Origin of the sequence: Aerosakkonema funiforme FACHB-1375 (assembly GCF_014696265.1) — a bacterium.
In the GTDB taxonomy this organism is placed as follows: Bacteria; Cyanobacteriota; Cyanobacteriia; order Cyanobacteriales; family Aerosakkonemataceae; genus Aerosakkonema; species Aerosakkonema funiforme_A.
Genome location: NZ_JACJPW010000001.1, coordinates 48,138 through 62,761 on the forward strand (window position 1 = coordinate 48,138; position 14,624 = coordinate 62,761).

19 protein-coding genes, 1 tRNA gene and 1 pseudogene are annotated in these 14,624 nt (G+C 47.2%); 9 read left to right on the plus strand and 12 right to left on the minus strand.

All coding sequences use genetic code 11. The features are described 5' to 3' along the window. Positions 1-105: 105 nt before the first annotated feature. The 12 genes from rplX to rplC form a co-directional block, all read right to left on the minus strand. The gene (gene rplX / locus H6G03_RS00275) at positions 106-486 is read right to left on the minus strand and encodes a 50S ribosomal protein L24 (RefSeq protein WP_242056995.1); all 381 of its coding nucleotides are present in this window, start codon (positions 484-486) and stop codon (positions 106-108) included. Then, positions 486-854, minus strand: coding sequence for a 50S ribosomal protein L14 (gene rplN / locus H6G03_RS00280; RefSeq protein ID WP_190460876.1), 369 nt, complete (start codon positions 852-854; stop codon positions 486-488). Before rplN ends, rplX begins: the two co-directional genes overlap by 1 nt. 106 nt (positions 855-960) lie before the next feature. Beyond that, positions 961-1,209 (minus strand): 30S ribosomal protein S17, encoded by a 249-nt coding sequence (rpsQ, locus tag H6G03_RS00285; RefSeq protein WP_190460878.1) that lies wholly within the window; start codon positions 1,207-1,209, stop codon positions 961-963. Between the two features lie 12 nt (positions 1,210-1,221). After that, on the minus strand, positions 1,222-1,461 hold the full coding sequence (rpmC, locus tag H6G03_RS00290; protein WP_190460880.1) for a 50S ribosomal protein L29: 240 nt from the start codon (positions 1,459-1,461) through the stop codon (positions 1,222-1,224). Between the two features lie 3 nt (positions 1,462-1,464). After that, positions 1,465-1,884, minus strand: a complete 420-nt coding sequence (gene rplP, locus H6G03_RS00295) for a 50S ribosomal protein L16 (RefSeq protein WP_190460882.1) — start codon at positions 1,882-1,884, stop codon at positions 1,465-1,467. Between the two features lie 111 nt (positions 1,885-1,995). Continuing rightward, the gene (gene rpsC, locus H6G03_RS00300; RefSeq protein ID WP_190460884.1) at positions 1,996-2,727 is read right to left on the minus strand and encodes a 30S ribosomal protein S3; all 732 of its coding nucleotides are present in this window, start codon (positions 2,725-2,727) and stop codon (positions 1,996-1,998) included. 90 nt (positions 2,728-2,817) lie between these two features. Further along, entirely contained in the window at positions 2,818-3,174 is a 357-nt protein-coding gene (gene rplV / locus H6G03_RS00305; RefSeq protein ID WP_190460887.1) for a 50S ribosomal protein L22, read from the minus strand. A gap of 139 nt (positions 3,175-3,313) precedes the next feature. After that, positions 3,314-3,592, minus strand: a complete 279-nt coding sequence (gene rpsS, locus H6G03_RS00310) for a 30S ribosomal protein S19 (RefSeq protein ID WP_190460889.1) — start codon at positions 3,590-3,592, stop codon at positions 3,314-3,316. 110 nt (positions 3,593-3,702) lie between these two features. Next, positions 3,703-4,566 carry a 50S ribosomal protein L2 gene (rplB, locus tag H6G03_RS00315; RefSeq protein ID WP_190460891.1) on the minus strand — a complete coding sequence of 288 codons (864 nt, stop codon included), beginning with the start codon at positions 4,564-4,566 and terminating at the stop codon, positions 3,703-3,705. 122 nt (positions 4,567-4,688) lie between these two features. Further along, positions 4,689-5,003, minus strand: coding sequence for a 50S ribosomal protein L23 (locus H6G03_RS00320; protein WP_190460893.1), 315 nt, complete (start codon positions 5,001-5,003; stop codon positions 4,689-4,691). Continuing rightward, positions 4,996-5,628, minus strand: coding sequence for a 50S ribosomal protein L4 (gene rplD, locus H6G03_RS00325; protein WP_190460895.1), 633 nt, complete (start codon positions 5,626-5,628; stop codon positions 4,996-4,998). Before rplD ends, H6G03_RS00320 begins: the two co-directional genes overlap by 8 nt. Positions 5,629-5,739: 111 nt before the next feature. Next, the gene (gene rplC, locus H6G03_RS00330) at positions 5,740-6,375 is read right to left on the minus strand and encodes a 50S ribosomal protein L3 (protein WP_190460898.1); all 636 of its coding nucleotides are present in this window, start codon (positions 6,373-6,375) and stop codon (positions 5,740-5,742) included. A gap of 857 nt (positions 6,376-7,232) precedes the next feature. Between rplC and ndhN the strand changes: the two genes are divergently transcribed. The 9 genes and pseudogenes from ndhN to H6G03_RS00375 all read left to right on the plus strand — a co-directional run bounded on the left by ndhN (position 7,233) and on the right by H6G03_RS00375 (position 14,619). Further along, positions 7,233-7,709, plus strand: a complete 477-nt coding sequence (ndhN, locus tag H6G03_RS00335) for an NAD(P)H-quinone oxidoreductase subunit N (protein ID WP_190460900.1) — start codon at positions 7,233-7,235, stop codon at positions 7,707-7,709. 166 nt (positions 7,710-7,875) lie between these two features. Next, positions 7,876-8,481 carry a vWA domain-containing protein gene (locus H6G03_RS00340; RefSeq protein WP_190460902.1) on the plus strand — a complete coding sequence of 202 codons (606 nt, stop codon included), beginning with the start codon at positions 7,876-7,878 and terminating at the stop codon, positions 8,479-8,481. A 59-nt stretch (positions 8,482-8,540) separates the two neighbouring features. Beyond that, positions 8,541-8,999 (plus strand): salt stress protein, Slr1339 family, encoded by a 459-nt coding sequence (locus H6G03_RS00345; RefSeq protein WP_190460905.1) that lies wholly within the window; start codon positions 8,541-8,543, stop codon positions 8,997-8,999. A gap of 183 nt (positions 9,000-9,182) precedes the next feature. After that, positions 9,183-9,803: a vWA domain-containing protein gene (locus tag H6G03_RS00350; protein ID WP_190460907.1), complete on the plus strand. Its 621-nt coding sequence runs from the start codon at positions 9,183-9,185 to the stop codon at positions 9,801-9,803. A 151-nt stretch (positions 9,804-9,954) separates the two neighbouring features. Further along, entirely contained in the window at positions 9,955-10,557 is a 603-nt protein-coding gene (locus tag H6G03_RS00355; RefSeq protein WP_190460910.1) for a vWA domain-containing protein, read from the plus strand. 13 nt (positions 10,558-10,570) lie between these two features. Further along, positions 10,571-10,963, plus strand: a pseudogene (locus H6G03_RS00360) (RNA-guided endonuclease InsQ/TnpB family protein); the annotation flags it as partial. A gap of 67 nt (positions 10,964-11,030) precedes the next feature. Next, positions 11,031-12,170: a circadian clock protein LdpA gene (gene ldpA / locus H6G03_RS00365; RefSeq protein ID WP_190460914.1), complete on the plus strand. Its 1,140-nt coding sequence runs from the start codon at positions 11,031-11,033 to the stop codon at positions 12,168-12,170. A gap of 365 nt (positions 12,171-12,535) precedes the next feature. Then, positions 12,536-14,335, plus strand: a complete 1,800-nt coding sequence (locus H6G03_RS00370; RefSeq protein WP_190461145.1) for a R3H domain-containing nucleic acid-binding protein — start codon at positions 12,536-12,538, stop codon at positions 14,333-14,335. A gap of 212 nt (positions 14,336-14,547) precedes the next feature. Beyond that, positions 14,548-14,619: transfer RNA gene (locus tag H6G03_RS00375), tRNA-Gln, on the plus strand. Positions 14,620-14,624 lie beyond the last annotated feature (5 nt).

Genomic DNA, 14,624 nt, shown 5'->3' on the forward strand with positions numbered 1-14,624 from the left:
TCTTCCTGGGCTTGGTCAGGAAGGCGATTCCGGTAAATTTCAAATTTCAAATTGCAGATTTAATTAAATCTCAAATCTCCAATCTCCAATCTGAAATTCTTGCATTTATTTGTCTATAATTTCGCCAGTTTTCTTCAGCACCCGTACTTTCTTACCTTCTTCGGTATAGGTGTAGCCGACGCGACTGGCAACGTTTTGCTTAGTGGAATACAGCATCACGTTAGAACTGTGAATCGGTGCTTCATAGGTAGTAATCCGACCCGATTCCCCTTCTTGTTGGGGTTTAACGTGTTTGGTTTTGATGTTAACCCCTTTGACGATTACCTTACTTAATTTCGGAAACGTCCTTAAGATTTCACCGACTTTGCCTTTATCTTTACCAGAGATAACTTGAACGGTGTCACCTTTTTTAACGTGCATTTTGTAACGCACAGAATTATTGCCTGCTTTTTTAGCAGATGCTTGACCAATGCCACGATTAGCCATTACAGCACCTCCGGAGCTAGGGATACGATTTTGGTATAGTTCTTATCGCGCAGTTCCCGCGCTACGGGGCCAAAAACGCGGGTGCCTCTGGGGTTGCCATCTGCGTTGATGATTACGGCGGCATTATCGTCGAAACGAATGCTCATACCGCTTTCGCGACGCAAACCTTTGCGAGTGCGGACGATCACAGCTCGCACTACATCTGATTTCTTCACCCCCATATTGGGGATGGCATCTTTGACGACGGCGATAATTACATCACCTACATTGCCATAGCGGCGATTTCCGGCACCTAATACCCGGATACACATTAATTTGCGGGCACCGCTATTATCAGCAACATTGAGATAAGTCTGGGGTTGGATCACGGCTTTGCTAGTTGCTAAAAAGCTAATCGCTAATCGGTGAATTTCAAATTTTAGATTTCAAATTTCAAATTTAATAAATTTGCCATCTGAAATCTGAAATTTCCGATTAGGCTTTATTCGAGCTGAGAATTTCAATGACTTGCCAGCGTTTGGTGCGGCTAAGGGGACGGGTTTCGCGAATGCGGACGCGATCGCCCTCACGACATTTGTTTTCTTCATCGTGAGCCTTATACCGTTTTGTACGCACCACAATTTTTTGGTACTTGGGGTGGGGAGAGCGGTTTTCCACTGCTACCACCACGGTTTTATCCATTTTGTCGCTGACAACTAAGCCAACTCTTTCTTTAACTGCCATTGCCACTTCCTCCTATTGCGCGACTGACCCGGTGGTACTCGCGGATTTTTGGGCAGCCATTTTTCGTTCGTGTTCTACTGTCAGCAACTGAGCTATTTTGTGCTTCGTGTGCTTGAACTGATGCGGCTTTTCCAACTGACGAGTTGCTTTTTGCAGGCGTAGCTGAAACAGTTGTCGCTTAGCCTGAATAATTTGTTCTGCCAGCTCTTCATCGCTCAATTTTCTGGCTTCTTCAATCTTGGGAAGAGACATAGTTTATACATTCTCCTCAGAGCGCATGACGAACTTTGTTTTAATTGGCAACTTAAAAGAAGCCAAACGCATTGCTTCGCGAGCTGTCGCTTCGGTAACGCCTGTAATTTCAAACAGTATTCGTCCCGGTTTGACTACAGCCACCCAAAACTCAGGCGAGCCTTTACCAGAACCCATCCGGGTTTCTGCGGGACGCATCGTGACCGGTTTGTCGGGGAAAATGCGAATCCAAATCTTGCCACCCCTACGAATGTAGCGGGTCATGGCACGACGGCTAGCTTCGATTTGACGAGATGTGATCCAGGCTGGTTCTAGCGCTTGCAGACCGAAGTCACCGAAGTTAAGTTCGCTACCTCTGGTGGCTAACCCTTCCATGCGCCCGCGCTGTTGTTTGCGGAATTTAGTTCTTCTAGGACTTAACATGGCTTGTCATTGTGCTGGTAATTGGGAATGAGAATTTTGGATGAGAGGATGAGAGGATTTTGGATTGCTTTTGCATCTAAAAATCTCAAATCTCAAATCGAAAATTTTAAATTACCCATCATTGGAACGGTCTTCAAATTGCTGACGGCGTTTGCCTTGACGACGGCGAGGCGTACCTGGGGCAGCAGCAGGAGCGACTTCTTCTTGTCCGGGAATGATTTCGCCTTTAAAGATCCACACTTTGACACCAAGAATGCCGTAGATAGTCTTGGCGGTACGGTAAGCGAAATCAATATCTGCCCGTAAGGTATGCAGGGGTACTCTCCCTTCCCGCGTCCATTCAGTCCGAGCGATTTCTGCGCCGTTGAGGCGACCGCTTACTTGTACTTTGATTCCCTGAACTCCAGCACGCTGGGCGCGTTGAATTGCTTGACGGACAACTCGGCGGAAGGAAACGCGACGCTCTAGCTGTTGAGCGATGTATTCGGCAATCAGACCTGCATCCGCATCTACTCGCGCTACTTCGACGACGTTGATGCGAATTTGACGGTTGCTGCCCAGTTCTTCTTGAAGACCGGTTCGCAAGGTTTCAATACCCGTGCCGCCGCGACCGACAACTACACCGGGTCTGGCGGTGCGAATTTCTAAGTCGATTTGATCGGCTTTGCGTTCGATTCGCACGTCGGAAATGCCGGCGTTAGCCAGATTTTTTTCGACGTAGTTGCGAATTTTGTAGTCTTCTTGGAGTAGCTCTGGGTAGCGATCGGCGTCGGCATACCAGCGAGAGCGATGTTCTTGGATTATGCCCAGTCGAAAGCCAACTGGATGAATCTTTTGTCCCATATCGATTTTAGATTTTAGATTTTAGATTTTAGATTTCAGATTTCAGATTAAATTTGCCATTTGAATTCTGAAATCTAAAACTTGCAATTGCTATTTCTCTGCTGCTTCCGCGACGGCGACAGTGATATGACAGGTGGGCTTGCGAATTTGGTAAGCTCGACCCTGCGCTCGTGGCCGGAAACGCTTTAATGTTGCGCCTTGGTCTGCGTAGGCTGTGCTGACTACTAACTTGGCCGGATCTAAACCTGCGTTGTGTTCGGCATTGGCGACGGCGGAGCGCAGCACTTTGAGAACTGGTTCGCAAGCTTTATAGGGCATGAACTCCAGAACGATGAGCGCTTCCCGATAGGAGCGACCCCGAATTTGGTCGAGGACGCGGCGCACCTTATGGGGAGACATACGAATGTAGCGTGCGATCGCCTTAATTTCTGTGGTATCGGTTGCCATAGATTTCTCCATCTTTGTCATCAATCAAGAGTCATCGGTCAAGAGTCATTATTCATAGTTAATCGTTGATTGTTTATTGTTGACTATTAACCGCAGACTAACAACTAACAACTGACAACTGACTAATGACTAAGACAAACTATCTCTTCGCCTTTTTATCGCCCTTCGCGTGTCCTCTAAAGGTGCGCGTGGGGGCAAATTCACCCAATTTGTGTCCCACCATCTGATCGGAAATATAAATCGGTACGTGAGTTCTGCCATTGTGTACGGCGATCGTATGACCGACCATTTGAGGTAAAACTGTTGAAGCCCGCGACCAAGTTTTGATGACTTGCTTTTCGTTTCTGGCATTCAACTTTTCAATTTTGCTGAGCAGATGGTCTGCGACAAAAGGCCCTTTTTTTAATGAACGACCCATAGTTCGATTTTAGATTTTGGATTTTGGATTTTGGATTTTGGATTTTGGATTTTAGATTTTAAATTTTTTTATTTGTCAATCTAAAATCTAAAATCTCAAATCTAAAATTCTTATGATTCCCGACCGCCACGTCCGCGCTTGGAGGCTTTGCGACGACGACGCACTATTAAGGAACTACTCGGTTTTTTAGGTTTGCGCGTTTTGGCACCCAAGGTAGGTTTACCCCAAGGGGTTACTGGCCCGCTTCTACCGATCGGCGCTCTACCTTCTCCACCGCCGTGGGGGTGATCCACTGGGTTCATGACGCTGCCTCTAACTTTAGGCCGGCGACCTTTCCAGCGATTGCGACCTGCTTTGCCGGTACTCAAGTTTCTGGCATCTAGGTTGCCCACCTGGCCGATGGTAGCGTAGCATTCCTTCAGTACCATGCGGACTTCGCCGGATGGCAGCTTGAGGGTGACGTAGTTGCCTTCTTTAGCTACCACTTGAGCGGTCGCACCAGCAGCTCGAACGATTTGTGCGCCTCGACCTGGATAGAGTTCGATGTTGTGGACGCTGGTACCTAATGGGATATTGCTCAGCGGCAGGGCGTTGCCAATTTCGATCGGCGAATCCGGCCCAGAAACGATCGTCGTCCCCACTTTCAAACCATTGGGATGCAAAATATAGCGTTTTTCGCCATCCCGATAGTACACAAGTGCAATGCGAGCATTGCGGTTGGGGTCGTATTCAATCGCAGCTACTTTAGCTGGGATATTGTGCTTGTCGCGACGAAAGTCGATGATGCGGTAAAGACGCTTGTGTCCGCCACCTCTACGTCTGCTGGTAATCACGCCGCGATTGTTGCGGCCTTTTTTACGATGTTTCGATACCGTTAGCGAGGGTTCTGGCTCGCTGCGGGTGATTTCAGCAAAGTCGGAAACTGTACACTGGCGCGTACCGGGGGTGTATGGCCGATAAGAACGGGTACCCATAACTAAAAGATGAAAGTATTTGAATTTTGTGCTTGATGGGGTGGAGCGTAATTTCAAATTGCCGATTTCAAATTGCCGATTTAATTTAAATTTGAAATTTGAAATCTAAATTTTGAAATTCCCTATACTTCTGGGAACAGAACTTGCCGGATTTTTTCCCCGTCGCCGGATGCCAAGGTGACTATGGCTTTTTTGTAGTGAGCTTTAAACCCAACAAATTTGCCAACCCGACGCTTTTTGCGTGGCGGTGTAACGGTATTCACTGCCTTTACTTTGACATTGAATAACTGTTCGATCGCTGCTTTTATTTGTGTTTTTGTTGCCTTGGGAGCTACTTCAAATGTGTATTTTTCTTGCTCCATCAGCATAGTGGCTTTTTCAGTTACCAAGGGGCGGCGTACTAAATCTGCCAGTGTCCGCAAAGTATTGTCAGGCATCGTACACCTCCTGAATTTTGGCCAAAGCTGATGATGTTGTCACTACTTTGTCTGCCCAGAGCAGATCGTATACATTCAATTGGTTGGCCGGCGTCATCTTCAGTCTGGCAATATTGCGAGCTGACAAATATACGATCGGCGCTGGTTCTGACACGATCAACAGGATTTTTGCGTCTTCTGGCACGCCCCAGCGCTGCATTGCTGCCAATAACTCCTTAGTTTTTGGTCTGGGCAGCTTTTCCACAAATTCTTCTACCACAACCAAATCTTCCGCTCTGCTCATCAAAGCCGTTCTCAAAGCCAACCGCTTTTCTTTGCGGTTCATCTTCACTTCAAAGTCTCTCGGCTTTGGCCCAAAGATGACACCACCACCGCGCCACAGGGGAGATCTGATCGAACCTGCACGAGCCCGACCTGTTCCTTTTTGCCGCCAGGGTTTGCGACCTCCACCTCTAACTTCCGATCTCGTTTTGGTGCTGGCAGTTCCTTGCCGCGCATTGGTCATTTGGCGTACTAGCGCCCGGTGGACGATGTGAGCTGCGTTTTCTTCTTTGGCTACTTTGAGTTCCAAAGACGCTTGCCCGACTTCTTGTCCTTCCCAGTTTCGCACCACACAGTTAACCATATTCTTCGTCCTCTGTCAGTTGTCAGTTGTCAGTTGTCAGTTGTCATTTTTGTCATTTGTCATAAGTATCTATTTCATGACATGACTGATGACTGATGACTTTTGACTTGACTATTTACCTACTTTTTTCGTCGGTGTGATACTGAGCAAGGCACCCCTTTTACCGGGAACCGCTCCTTTAATCAGCAACAAATTCCGCTCCGCATCTACGCGCACAATGGTGAGTTTGCGAATCGTCACTTGTTTGCCGCCCAAACGACCTGCCATCCGCTTTCCGGGATATACTCTTCCCGGTGTTGTTCCAGCACCTACGGAACCGGGCAAGCGGTGATTTTTGGAACCGTGGGACATCGGCCCCCGCCCAAAGTTATGCCGTTTCTGATAACCGGCAAAGCCTTTACCGATACTTGTACCCCTAACATCCACTATTTGGCCTGGGGTAAAAATATCGACGTTAATCGGCTCACCCAGTTGATAATCACCCGTATTCTCTATGCGATATTCGTTCAGATGACGCAACGGCGGGGAATTCGATTTGGCCAAGTGTCCCATTTCTGGCTTGTTGAGAGCCTTTTGAGTCGTTGAGCCAAAACCGACTTGGATGGCAGAGTAGCCATCTGTCTGCTGCGTCTTAATCTGAGTAATGGGGCATGGCCCCGCTTGCACGACCGTGACGGGGATCGCTTTCCCCGTTTCGTCAAAAATTTGGGTCATGCCTAGCTTAGTGCCGAGGATACCGACAGCCACAGTACCTGGTCTCTCCTTGTTTACGCACTACAATCAACTCGGACTCGGATAAATAAATCCGTCGATCCGCTTTCTTCTGTTTATGGGTGGGTTTAACCGCTATCTCGCTGTTCGCTTCTCTGTCGAGGCTCAGAAAGAGGGTTAACCCCGCTCCAAACTCATAAAATAGGCTCCTGCAAGTACAGCTGCTTGCATTCCTACCTTTACCAACCCTTACTTTGGCAAAGCGTCAGCTAATTTAAGCTGTTTGTTAAGTAGCCCAGCAGTAAGCTTGGCATTATTCCCTGGCACTGAGACTTAAGTAGCAAGCCGCTTAGTATCTCTTTTAGGCCAGAACTCAATGTGGCTTATCGGTTAGCTTGAGAGCTTTCCCCACCTTTGCTTAACACTTGTTTTCGCTCGGTAGAATTCAAACAACTCCGGACATTACTGTCTTTTGTTGATGTCACTTCCTGCTTGTTTGACTTTTATCGGTCTAAACCGGAGTCTTTTGAAGCTGAAGGCATCTAGAGTCGCTGTGACCGCAAGGACTGGATAATTTTTAAGATTGACCCTTACCTTATGGTGCAGAAATAATTTATTTCTGCTAGGAGGAGCCAGCCTATTTAACTGGCGGCATCCCATCTTTGCTTTCAGTCCTTGACAGAAAAAAAAGCAAAATTAAATTTTAGCCACAATCGAACAATATAGACGATTTTTTTGCACTTGTCTAGTCCCTGGCAGAAATTTTTTGGCAGCGTTGCCGACTTAGGCCAGCCAGGAAGGAGGTAAATTGTTCAGAAAGTTCTACCCCCACTACTAGAATGACATTATATGTAACGTTTCTTTAACTCATTTAGCGGGTAACACCCAAGTTTATGGCTTTAATCACAACTGGAAGCAAACTGATTCGAGATCTAGAAAAGTCAGGCGCACTGGGGATTTACGTTCCCCTGGAGGGAGGTTTTGAAGGTCGTTACCAACGACGGATACGAGCAGCTGGCTACACCACTTTAAATATAAGTGCGCGGGGGCTGGGTGATGTGGCTATGTACCTGACTGGAGTTCATGGGGTGCGTCCTCCCCATTTGGGTAAGAAGAGCCTTGGCACAGGCGCGGCAGTCGGTTATGTGTACTATGTGCCGCCGATCGTCAACTATCAGTTGGAACATCTGCCACCCAAGTCAAAGGGACTGGTGTTGTGGATCGTCGAAGGGCATATTCTTTCCAGTCAAGAGGTTGAGTACTTGGCGAATTTGCCGAGTATGGAGCCGCGAGTGAAGCTGATAGTGGAAATGGGTGGCGATCGCGCTTTCCGCTGGATGCCCCTTAAGAATACTTTGGCTGCGGCTTAAGTAGGAGTGGGGGAGTGGGGGAGTGGGGGAGCGGGGGAGATAAAAGTCAAAAGTCAAAAGTCAAAATTCCTTCCTCTCCCTCTTCCCGACGCCCTAACCCCTAATCCCTAACCCCTCTCAGCTTTTGATACCTTGGAATTAGACCGAGCTAATAGGGAAGACTCTTATGCTGGAAAACCGTGACTACACCTTGATAATTGACAAAAGCGGCAGTATGTCTCTGACAGACCAGCCGGGTGGTAAAAGTCGCTGGGCTGTTATGCAGGAGTCTACCCTCGCTTTAGCCAGCAAATGCGAACAACTTGACCCAGATGGTCTGACAGTTTACTTGTTTTCTGGAAAATTTAAACGCTACGAGAATGTAACCACGAGCAAAGTTGCTCAGTTGTTCCTCGAAAACGAACCGGCTGGACGAACTGATTTAGCTGGTGTCCTCCAAGATGCCCTCAATAATTATTTTCAACGTAAAGCTGCTAGGCAAACCAAGCTCAACGGTGAAACAATTTTAGTCGTAACTGATGGTGAGCCAGACGATCGCAAAGCTGTTATGCGAGTAATTATTGAAGCATCTCGACTGATGGATCGGGATGAAGAATTGGCGATTTCCTTCATTCAAGTAGGTACTGACGCGCAAGCAACAAAGTTCCTTAAGGTTTTGGACGACGAATTGCAAAATGCGGGAGCGAAATTTGACATTGTAGATACGGTGACGATCGATGATATGGAGGATATGACTCTGACCGAAGTGTTGCTCAATGCTATTACTGATTAAGAGTGTCTTGTGTTAAAAATGCGATCGAGTAGTTTTTCACAAGATTGGGATAAAATATTATGGAATCGATTGATGATTTATTAAATCAACTCAAATCTGAGTACGAAGAAAAGGATAAACCTAAGCCACAACAAAAACAGCCACCTCCCCAAGAAAAAAAATCTCCTCAGTTACCACCAATACCAAAACGTCAAGTGCAGGTGTCTTGGCAGTCAAACAATATTTATCCCTCTGCTTCTGAGTACAGCTTACTGGACGAAATCAAGTCTGAATTTGCAGAAAAAGATAGGGAGGAAGAACTGAAGAGACAGCAACAAATTAAAGAGGAACAAGCCAGACAAGAGCGTATCCAGCAGCAACAACGGCTAGCGCTGGAAAAGGAGGCGGTAGCGTGGTTGAAAAAGTTAAATCCGCGTTCGGAAGAGGGGTTGTGGTTTGAAGAGTTTTCTTATTCTTATCCTTCCAAATTGGAGGCAGCGATCGACTACCTGCAAGCTCTGAAAGAAACTAAATCCTAAAGATAGCTGTCAAATGCGATCGTCTCGATTTTACCTAAGTTGTCGAGCTTATTTGTTATGTTTGATAGAGGATAGGCGTTATGGCCGGATTAATTATTATTTTTATCTAGAAAGTAAGGGCGATCGCAATAAATTTGGTTACGCTAGATAAAGAAGTCTGACGATTGTTGGAGTTTATCTCTTATGACAGGAGGTTCTCTAGTGGAAGACCGAGATTATACCTTAATTATCGACAAAAGCGGCAGTATGTCTACTCCAGACCAAGCAGGTGGTAGAAGTCGCTGGCAAGCAGCAGAGGAGTCTACCCTAGCAGTCGCGAGAAAATGCGAACAGTTTGACCCAGATGGGATTACACTTTACCTGTTTTCGGGTAAATTCAGACGTTTCGATAATGTGGCGTCTAGCAAAGTCGCTCAGATTTTCAAAGAAAACGACCCAGCCGGTACTACCAATTTAGCTGGGGTGTTGGAAGATGCCATAAATAATTATTTTCAGCGCAAAGCAGCAGGTCAAACAAAGCCAAATGGCGAGACAATTTTGGTGGTGACTGATGGGGAACCTGACGATCGCAAAGCGGTAATGCGGGTAATTATTGAAGCATCTCGCCACATGGATAGGGATGAAGAATTGGCTATTTCGTTTATTCAAGTCGGTACAGATGCAACGGCGACAAAGTTTCTCAAAGCTTTGGATGACGATCTGCAAAGCGCAGGTGCAAAATTTGACATCGTTGATACGGTAACGCTGGATGATATGGAGAGCATGACTTTGACAGAAGTGCTGTTAAATGCGATCGCTGACTAGGGTATCGATCGAGTATTAGTTGTGGGTGCTAAGAAACCCGGTTGCTCGACAAAATCTTAGGTTTTATAGCTAAAGATAGATGAAAAAACCGGGTTTCTTACTTTGGCTTGCGTAATGATAATTGCCAAATATTTAGAAGGAGATTTTTTACATGGAAGAACGAGATTACACATTAATTATTGACAAAAGTGGCAGTATGTCTACCCCAGACCAAGCTGGCGGTAGAAGTCGCTGGGAAACCGCGCAAGAGTCAACTTTGGCCTTAGCGAGAAAATGCGAACAATTTGACCCGGATGGCATAACAGTTTATGTGTTTTCCAGTCGATTTAAACGTTACGATAATGTGACTTCCAGCAAAGTGGCGCAAATCTTTCAGGAAAATGACCCGGCTGGCACAACTAACTTAACTGGCGTGCTACAAGATGCCACTAATCGATATTTTGAACGCAAAGCAGCAGGTCAAACTAAGGCGAATGGCGAAATTATTATTGTAGTCACAGATGGGGAACCGGACGATCGCAAAGGCGTGATGAAAGCAATTATTGAAGCTTCGCGCCGAATGGACAGAGATGAAGAACTGGGAATTACGATGATTCAAGTGGGTGCGGATGCAACGGCGACCCGCTTTTTGAAGGCGTTGGATGATGAACTGCAAGGTGCTGGGGCAAAGTTTGATATCTGCGATACTGTAACTATGGATGACATGGCAGATATGAGTTTAGCTGAAGTTTTGCTAAACGCCATTAACGACTAGGGTGTAAACCCTTTGTTTAGCTAGTGCCATTGCTGATAGCGGTTTTTATGAGTTCAAAAGGCAACTAGAGTACAAAGCTAGTTGGTACGGCGCAACAGTGATTAAAGTTGATAAATTCTATCCGAGTTCACAGCTTTGTAGCTGTTGCCAGCATCGACAAAAAATGCCACTATCAGCACGAATATTCAAATGTGGTAACTGTGGCATTGAACTAGATCGGGATTTTAATGCCAGTGTGAATTTAGAACGCTGGCATCCCATAATTGATTATCCTTTAACCGTCAGTTCGACGGGGATTGCCTGTGGAGGGTCACACCAACTTAATGGTACTGCCATCAAGGATTCGATGAAGCAGGAAGGAAACGTCAAACTCTCTATCAATCAGGCTTTCGAGGTCTGTGAGTAAGTTTGAGTAAGTTTTCCAGAACGGTTTTTACTTTCCCATTTGATAAGCAAAGCAGTAGCATGAAAGTGTGACTAATTTTACTTATCCTTTACATTCTTTAAAAGAGGGACGCTGGTTTAAGCTGATCTGCGGAGCCAGCTTTCAACATCTCCCGGCGGTGAGAAATCTTACCCTAGCCTATACCCTAGCAGGCGCTGACTGTATCGACGTTGCTGCTGACCCGGCAGTCATTGCGGCGGCACAAGAAGGGTTGAGAACTGCTGCGTGCCTAAGCGCAGAAGCTAAACGGCGAGGGTTTGGCTTTCATAGTTTGCCGTGGTTGATGGTGAGTTTGAATGATGGGGAAGATCCGCATTTTCGCAAAGCAGAATTTAACGCAACTGAGTGTCCGAGTGAGTGTCCGCGTCCGTGTGAAAAGGTTTGCCCAGCTGGGGCAATTGTTTTCGATCGCTCCAACGATGATTTTTCTGGTGTAATCGATCGCTTATGCTATGGCTGTGGGAGATGCTTGCCGATTTGTCCGAGCCAGTTGATTTTTACTCGATCTTATGTATCGACGCCAGATGCGATCGCACCCCTCGTCCTGTCCACAGGGGTCGATGCCTTGGAAATCCACACGCAGGTGGGACGCGATCGAGATTTTGAAAGACTGTGGAAAGCAATTTCTCCCTGGATTAATCAACTCAAACTGATTGCCATCAGCTGTCCCGACGGTGAGAAATTGATCGACTACCTATGGGCGCTGTACGATTTGATGAAACCTGTACCTTCTACCCTCATTTGGCAAACAGACGGACGCCCGATGAGTGGGGATATCGGGATGGGAACTACTCATGCCGCCGTCAAATTAGGACAAAAAGTTCTATCGGCAGACTTACCCGGATATGTGCAATTAGCAGGAGGCACTAACAGTCACACTGCTACGAAGCTGAGAAGTATGGGGCTGCTCAATCATAGCCAAAATTCCCCATCTGCCAATTTCCAGAACTACATCGCAGGCATTGCCTACGGTAGCTACGCTCGCGTACTTTTATCGCCAATTCTGGAGCAATTGGAAAAAATCCCCGTCCTCTCTTGTGGAACAGGCGTCTCGCCTGTCCCTTCCCCAGACACAGTTCAACCGATGCGCTTGGAAGAAGAACCGGAACTTCTCTGGCAAGCGGTTGCACTAGCCAATTCTTTAGTTTCCCAGATCAAATCCCCTTAAAAGTTTTGTAATATATATGTATTATGAAATACTTCAACAGTCGATACCGAAAATGATCTTTATTTATCCCACTTCTAAGGCTGATGGGGCGGCCTTAAATATTGCCCGCCCAAAAGTCGCTTTACTCAGACTTGCACCAAGCGTCGAAACCCGGTTTCTTGGCAATAACTAAATCTGAAAACCTAGATATTTCGTTAAGAAACCCGGTTTCTCAGGTCTTGTTGAGAATGGTGCAAGATGTGACTTTATTTGTAGAAACGGGTTTACCACAAAGTTGTGGAATGAGAGACAATTTGGTTAAACTCGCCTCTAAGTTTTGCCCCACCTTTTGACCGTTCTGTCACCAGTTGTTTACCTCAAACATGATGAAAAATCCTATCGGTACGACTCCTTACGACAAACAGGCCCACCCTGAATCGCAAGTTAGTGTCAAAAACGTCGCCGTAGGAAGAAGGCAGGTTACAGACGATCTCAATAAATTGCTGGAAATTTTGCCCCAAGAAATTCGACAGGTCTTGGAGGAGCATTCATCCCACAACAGTTTAGTTGAGGTTGTTATGGATTTGGGCAGACGCCCAGAAGCCCGCTTCCCAGGGAAGGCAGAGTACTTGTCGGAAAAACCGATTTCTCGCGAAGACCTTAATTATTGCATAGAACGGGTAGGACATTTCAGCGGCGATAACCGCGCCGGCATAGAGCAAACCCTGCACCGGATTAGCGCCATCCGCAATCGCAACGGGGAAATTATTGGCTTGACCTGCCGCGTGGGGCGTGCCGTGTTTGGCACAATTGGCATGATCCGCGACTTAGTGGAAACTGGTAAGTCGATACTCATGCTGGGGCGTCCAGGTGTTGGAAAAACAACTGCTTTAAGGGAAATTGCCCGCGTTTTGGCAGATGAACTGGATAAGCGGGTTGTCATTATCGACACTTCTAACGAAATTGCTGGTGATGGTGACGTTCCCCACCCTGCTATAGGTCGTGCCAGAAGGATGCAGGTTGCTCGTCCGGAACTGCAACATCAGGTGATGATCGAGGCGGTGGAAAACCATATGCCAGAAGTCATCGTTATTGATGAAATCGGCACGGAACTGGAAGCTTTAGCGGCTAGAACTATTGCCGAACGAGGCGTTCAGTTGGTTGGTACCGCTCACGGTAACCGGATTGAAAATTTGGTGAAAAACCCTACTCTATCTGATTTGGTGGGCGGTATTCAGGCTGTAACTTTGGGAGATGAAGAAGCTCGCCGCCGGGGTTCTCAAAAAACGGTGTTGGAGCGCAAAGCGCCGCCCACATTTGAAATTGCGGTGGAAATGCTGGAACGGCAACGCTGGGTGGTACACGAAAGTACTGCGGAAACTGTGGATAGTTTGCTGCGGGGACGGCAACCGAGTTTGCAAGTCAGGACAGTCAGCGATACCGGTGAAGTCAAGATTACGCGGGAGTTGCCGGCTGCTCCAGCTTTAGGGCAACCTACACCGTCTTGGCGACCGATGGGCTGGCGAGCTTCTGGGCAAATGACGCCGATACCTGCAAAGGCAGAAACCGATCGCCATAGCCATAATGAAACTACCAGTTTCGAGCAGTTGCTGGATGCTTCTTTCCCACAGGCGGATTTTTTTGATGTCGATGCCAAAACATCTGGGCCGAATGGGGAAGATTTGCCCCTGCACGTCTATCCCTATGGTGTCAGCCGCCATCAGTTGGAACAAGCGATTCGGGTACTGAATTTGCCTGTAGTCTTGACAAAAGACTTGGATAGTGCTGATGCAGTGTTGGCGCTCAGGTCGCACGTTAAAAATCATTCTAAGTTGCGACACGTTGCTAAAGCGCATCACCTTCCTATCCATGCGATCAAGGACAGCAATATCCCGCAGATTGTCCACGCTCTGCAACGGATGTTGAATATCGATGACACCAGTTTGCCGGAAACTGCGGATCTGCGGCTGTTTGCCCAAAGTGGCAGCGATGACGAGCTGGAAGCTTTGGAAGAAGCGCGATTGGCTGTGGAGCAAATTGTGATTCCCAAGGGTCAGCCGGTGGAATTGTTACCGCGATCGGCTACGGTGCGAAAGATGCAACATGAGCTGGTAGAGCATTACCGTTTGCGATCGACCAGTTTTGGCGATGAGCCGAATCGACGGCTGCGGATTTATCCAGCTTAATCGCAGGGGATAGGGATTAGGGCGTCGGGGTTAGGGAAGAGGGAAGAGGAAGAGGGAAAAATATTTATTTTCTCACTCCCCCGCTCCCCCGCTCCCCCGCTCCCCTCACCCCGACGCCCTATCCCCAAATCGATCGAAAAAATTTTGATACTTTCGTGGGAATACTTGACAAACTACCGTAACCAACTGTTAATATAGTTAAGGCAGCGCGATGGGGTGTCGCCAAGTGGTAAGGCATCTGGTTTTGGTCCAGACATTCCGAGGTTCGAATCCTTGCACCCCAGTTAAT

What these genes read in the sequence shown, in the direction of transcription:
- rplX (WP_242056995.1), bottom strand. Translation starts at nt 486, where the DNA reads ATGGCTAATCGTGGCATTGGTCAAGCATCTGCTAAAAAAGCAGGCAAT.
- rpsQ (WP_190460878.1), bottom strand. Translation starts at nt 1,209, where the DNA reads ATGGCAGTTAAAGAAAGAGTTGGCTTAGTTGTCAGCGACAAAATGGAT.
- rpmC (WP_190460880.1), bottom strand. Translation starts at nt 1,461, where the DNA reads ATGTCTCTTCCCAAGATTGAAGAAGCCAGAAAATTGAGCGATGAAGAG.
- rplP (WP_190460882.1), bottom strand. Translation starts at nt 1,884, where the DNA reads ATGTTAAGTCCTAGAAGAACTAAATTCCGCAAACAACAGCGCGGGCGC.
- rpsC (WP_190460884.1), bottom strand. Translation starts at nt 2,727, where the DNA reads ATGGGACAAAAGATTCATCCAGTTGGCTTTCGACTGGGCATAATCCAA.
- rplV (WP_190460887.1), bottom strand. Translation starts at nt 3,174, where the DNA reads ATGGCAACCGATACCACAGAAATTAAGGCGATCGCACGCTACATTCGT.
- rpsS (WP_190460889.1), bottom strand. Translation starts at nt 3,592, where the DNA reads ATGGGTCGTTCATTAAAAAAAGGGCCTTTTGTCGCAGACCATCTGCTC.
- rplB (WP_190460891.1), bottom strand. Translation starts at nt 4,566, where the DNA reads ATGGGTACCCGTTCTTATCGGCCATACACCCCCGGTACGCGCCAGTGT.
- H6G03_RS00320 (WP_190460893.1), bottom strand. Translation starts at nt 5,003, where the DNA reads ATGCCTGACAATACTTTGCGGACACTGGCAGATTTAGTACGCCGCCCC.
- rplD (WP_190460895.1), bottom strand. Translation starts at nt 5,628, where the DNA reads ATGGTTAACTGTGTGGTGCGAAACTGGGAAGGACAAGAAGTCGGGCAA.
- ndhN (WP_190460900.1), top strand. Translation starts at nt 7,233, where the DNA reads ATGGCTTTAATCACAACTGGAAGCAAACTGATTCGAGATCTAGAAAAG.
- H6G03_RS00340 (WP_190460902.1), top strand. Translation starts at nt 7,876, where the DNA reads ATGCTGGAAAACCGTGACTACACCTTGATAATTGACAAAAGCGGCAGT.
- H6G03_RS00345 (WP_190460905.1), top strand. Translation starts at nt 8,541, where the DNA reads ATGGAATCGATTGATGATTTATTAAATCAACTCAAATCTGAGTACGAA.
- H6G03_RS00350 (WP_190460907.1), top strand. Translation starts at nt 9,183, where the DNA reads ATGACAGGAGGTTCTCTAGTGGAAGACCGAGATTATACCTTAATTATC.
- H6G03_RS00355 (WP_190460910.1), top strand. Translation starts at nt 9,955, where the DNA reads ATGGAAGAACGAGATTACACATTAATTATTGACAAAAGTGGCAGTATG.
- H6G03_RS00370 (WP_190461145.1), top strand. Translation starts at nt 12,536, where the DNA reads ATGAAAAATCCTATCGGTACGACTCCTTACGACAAACAGGCCCACCCT.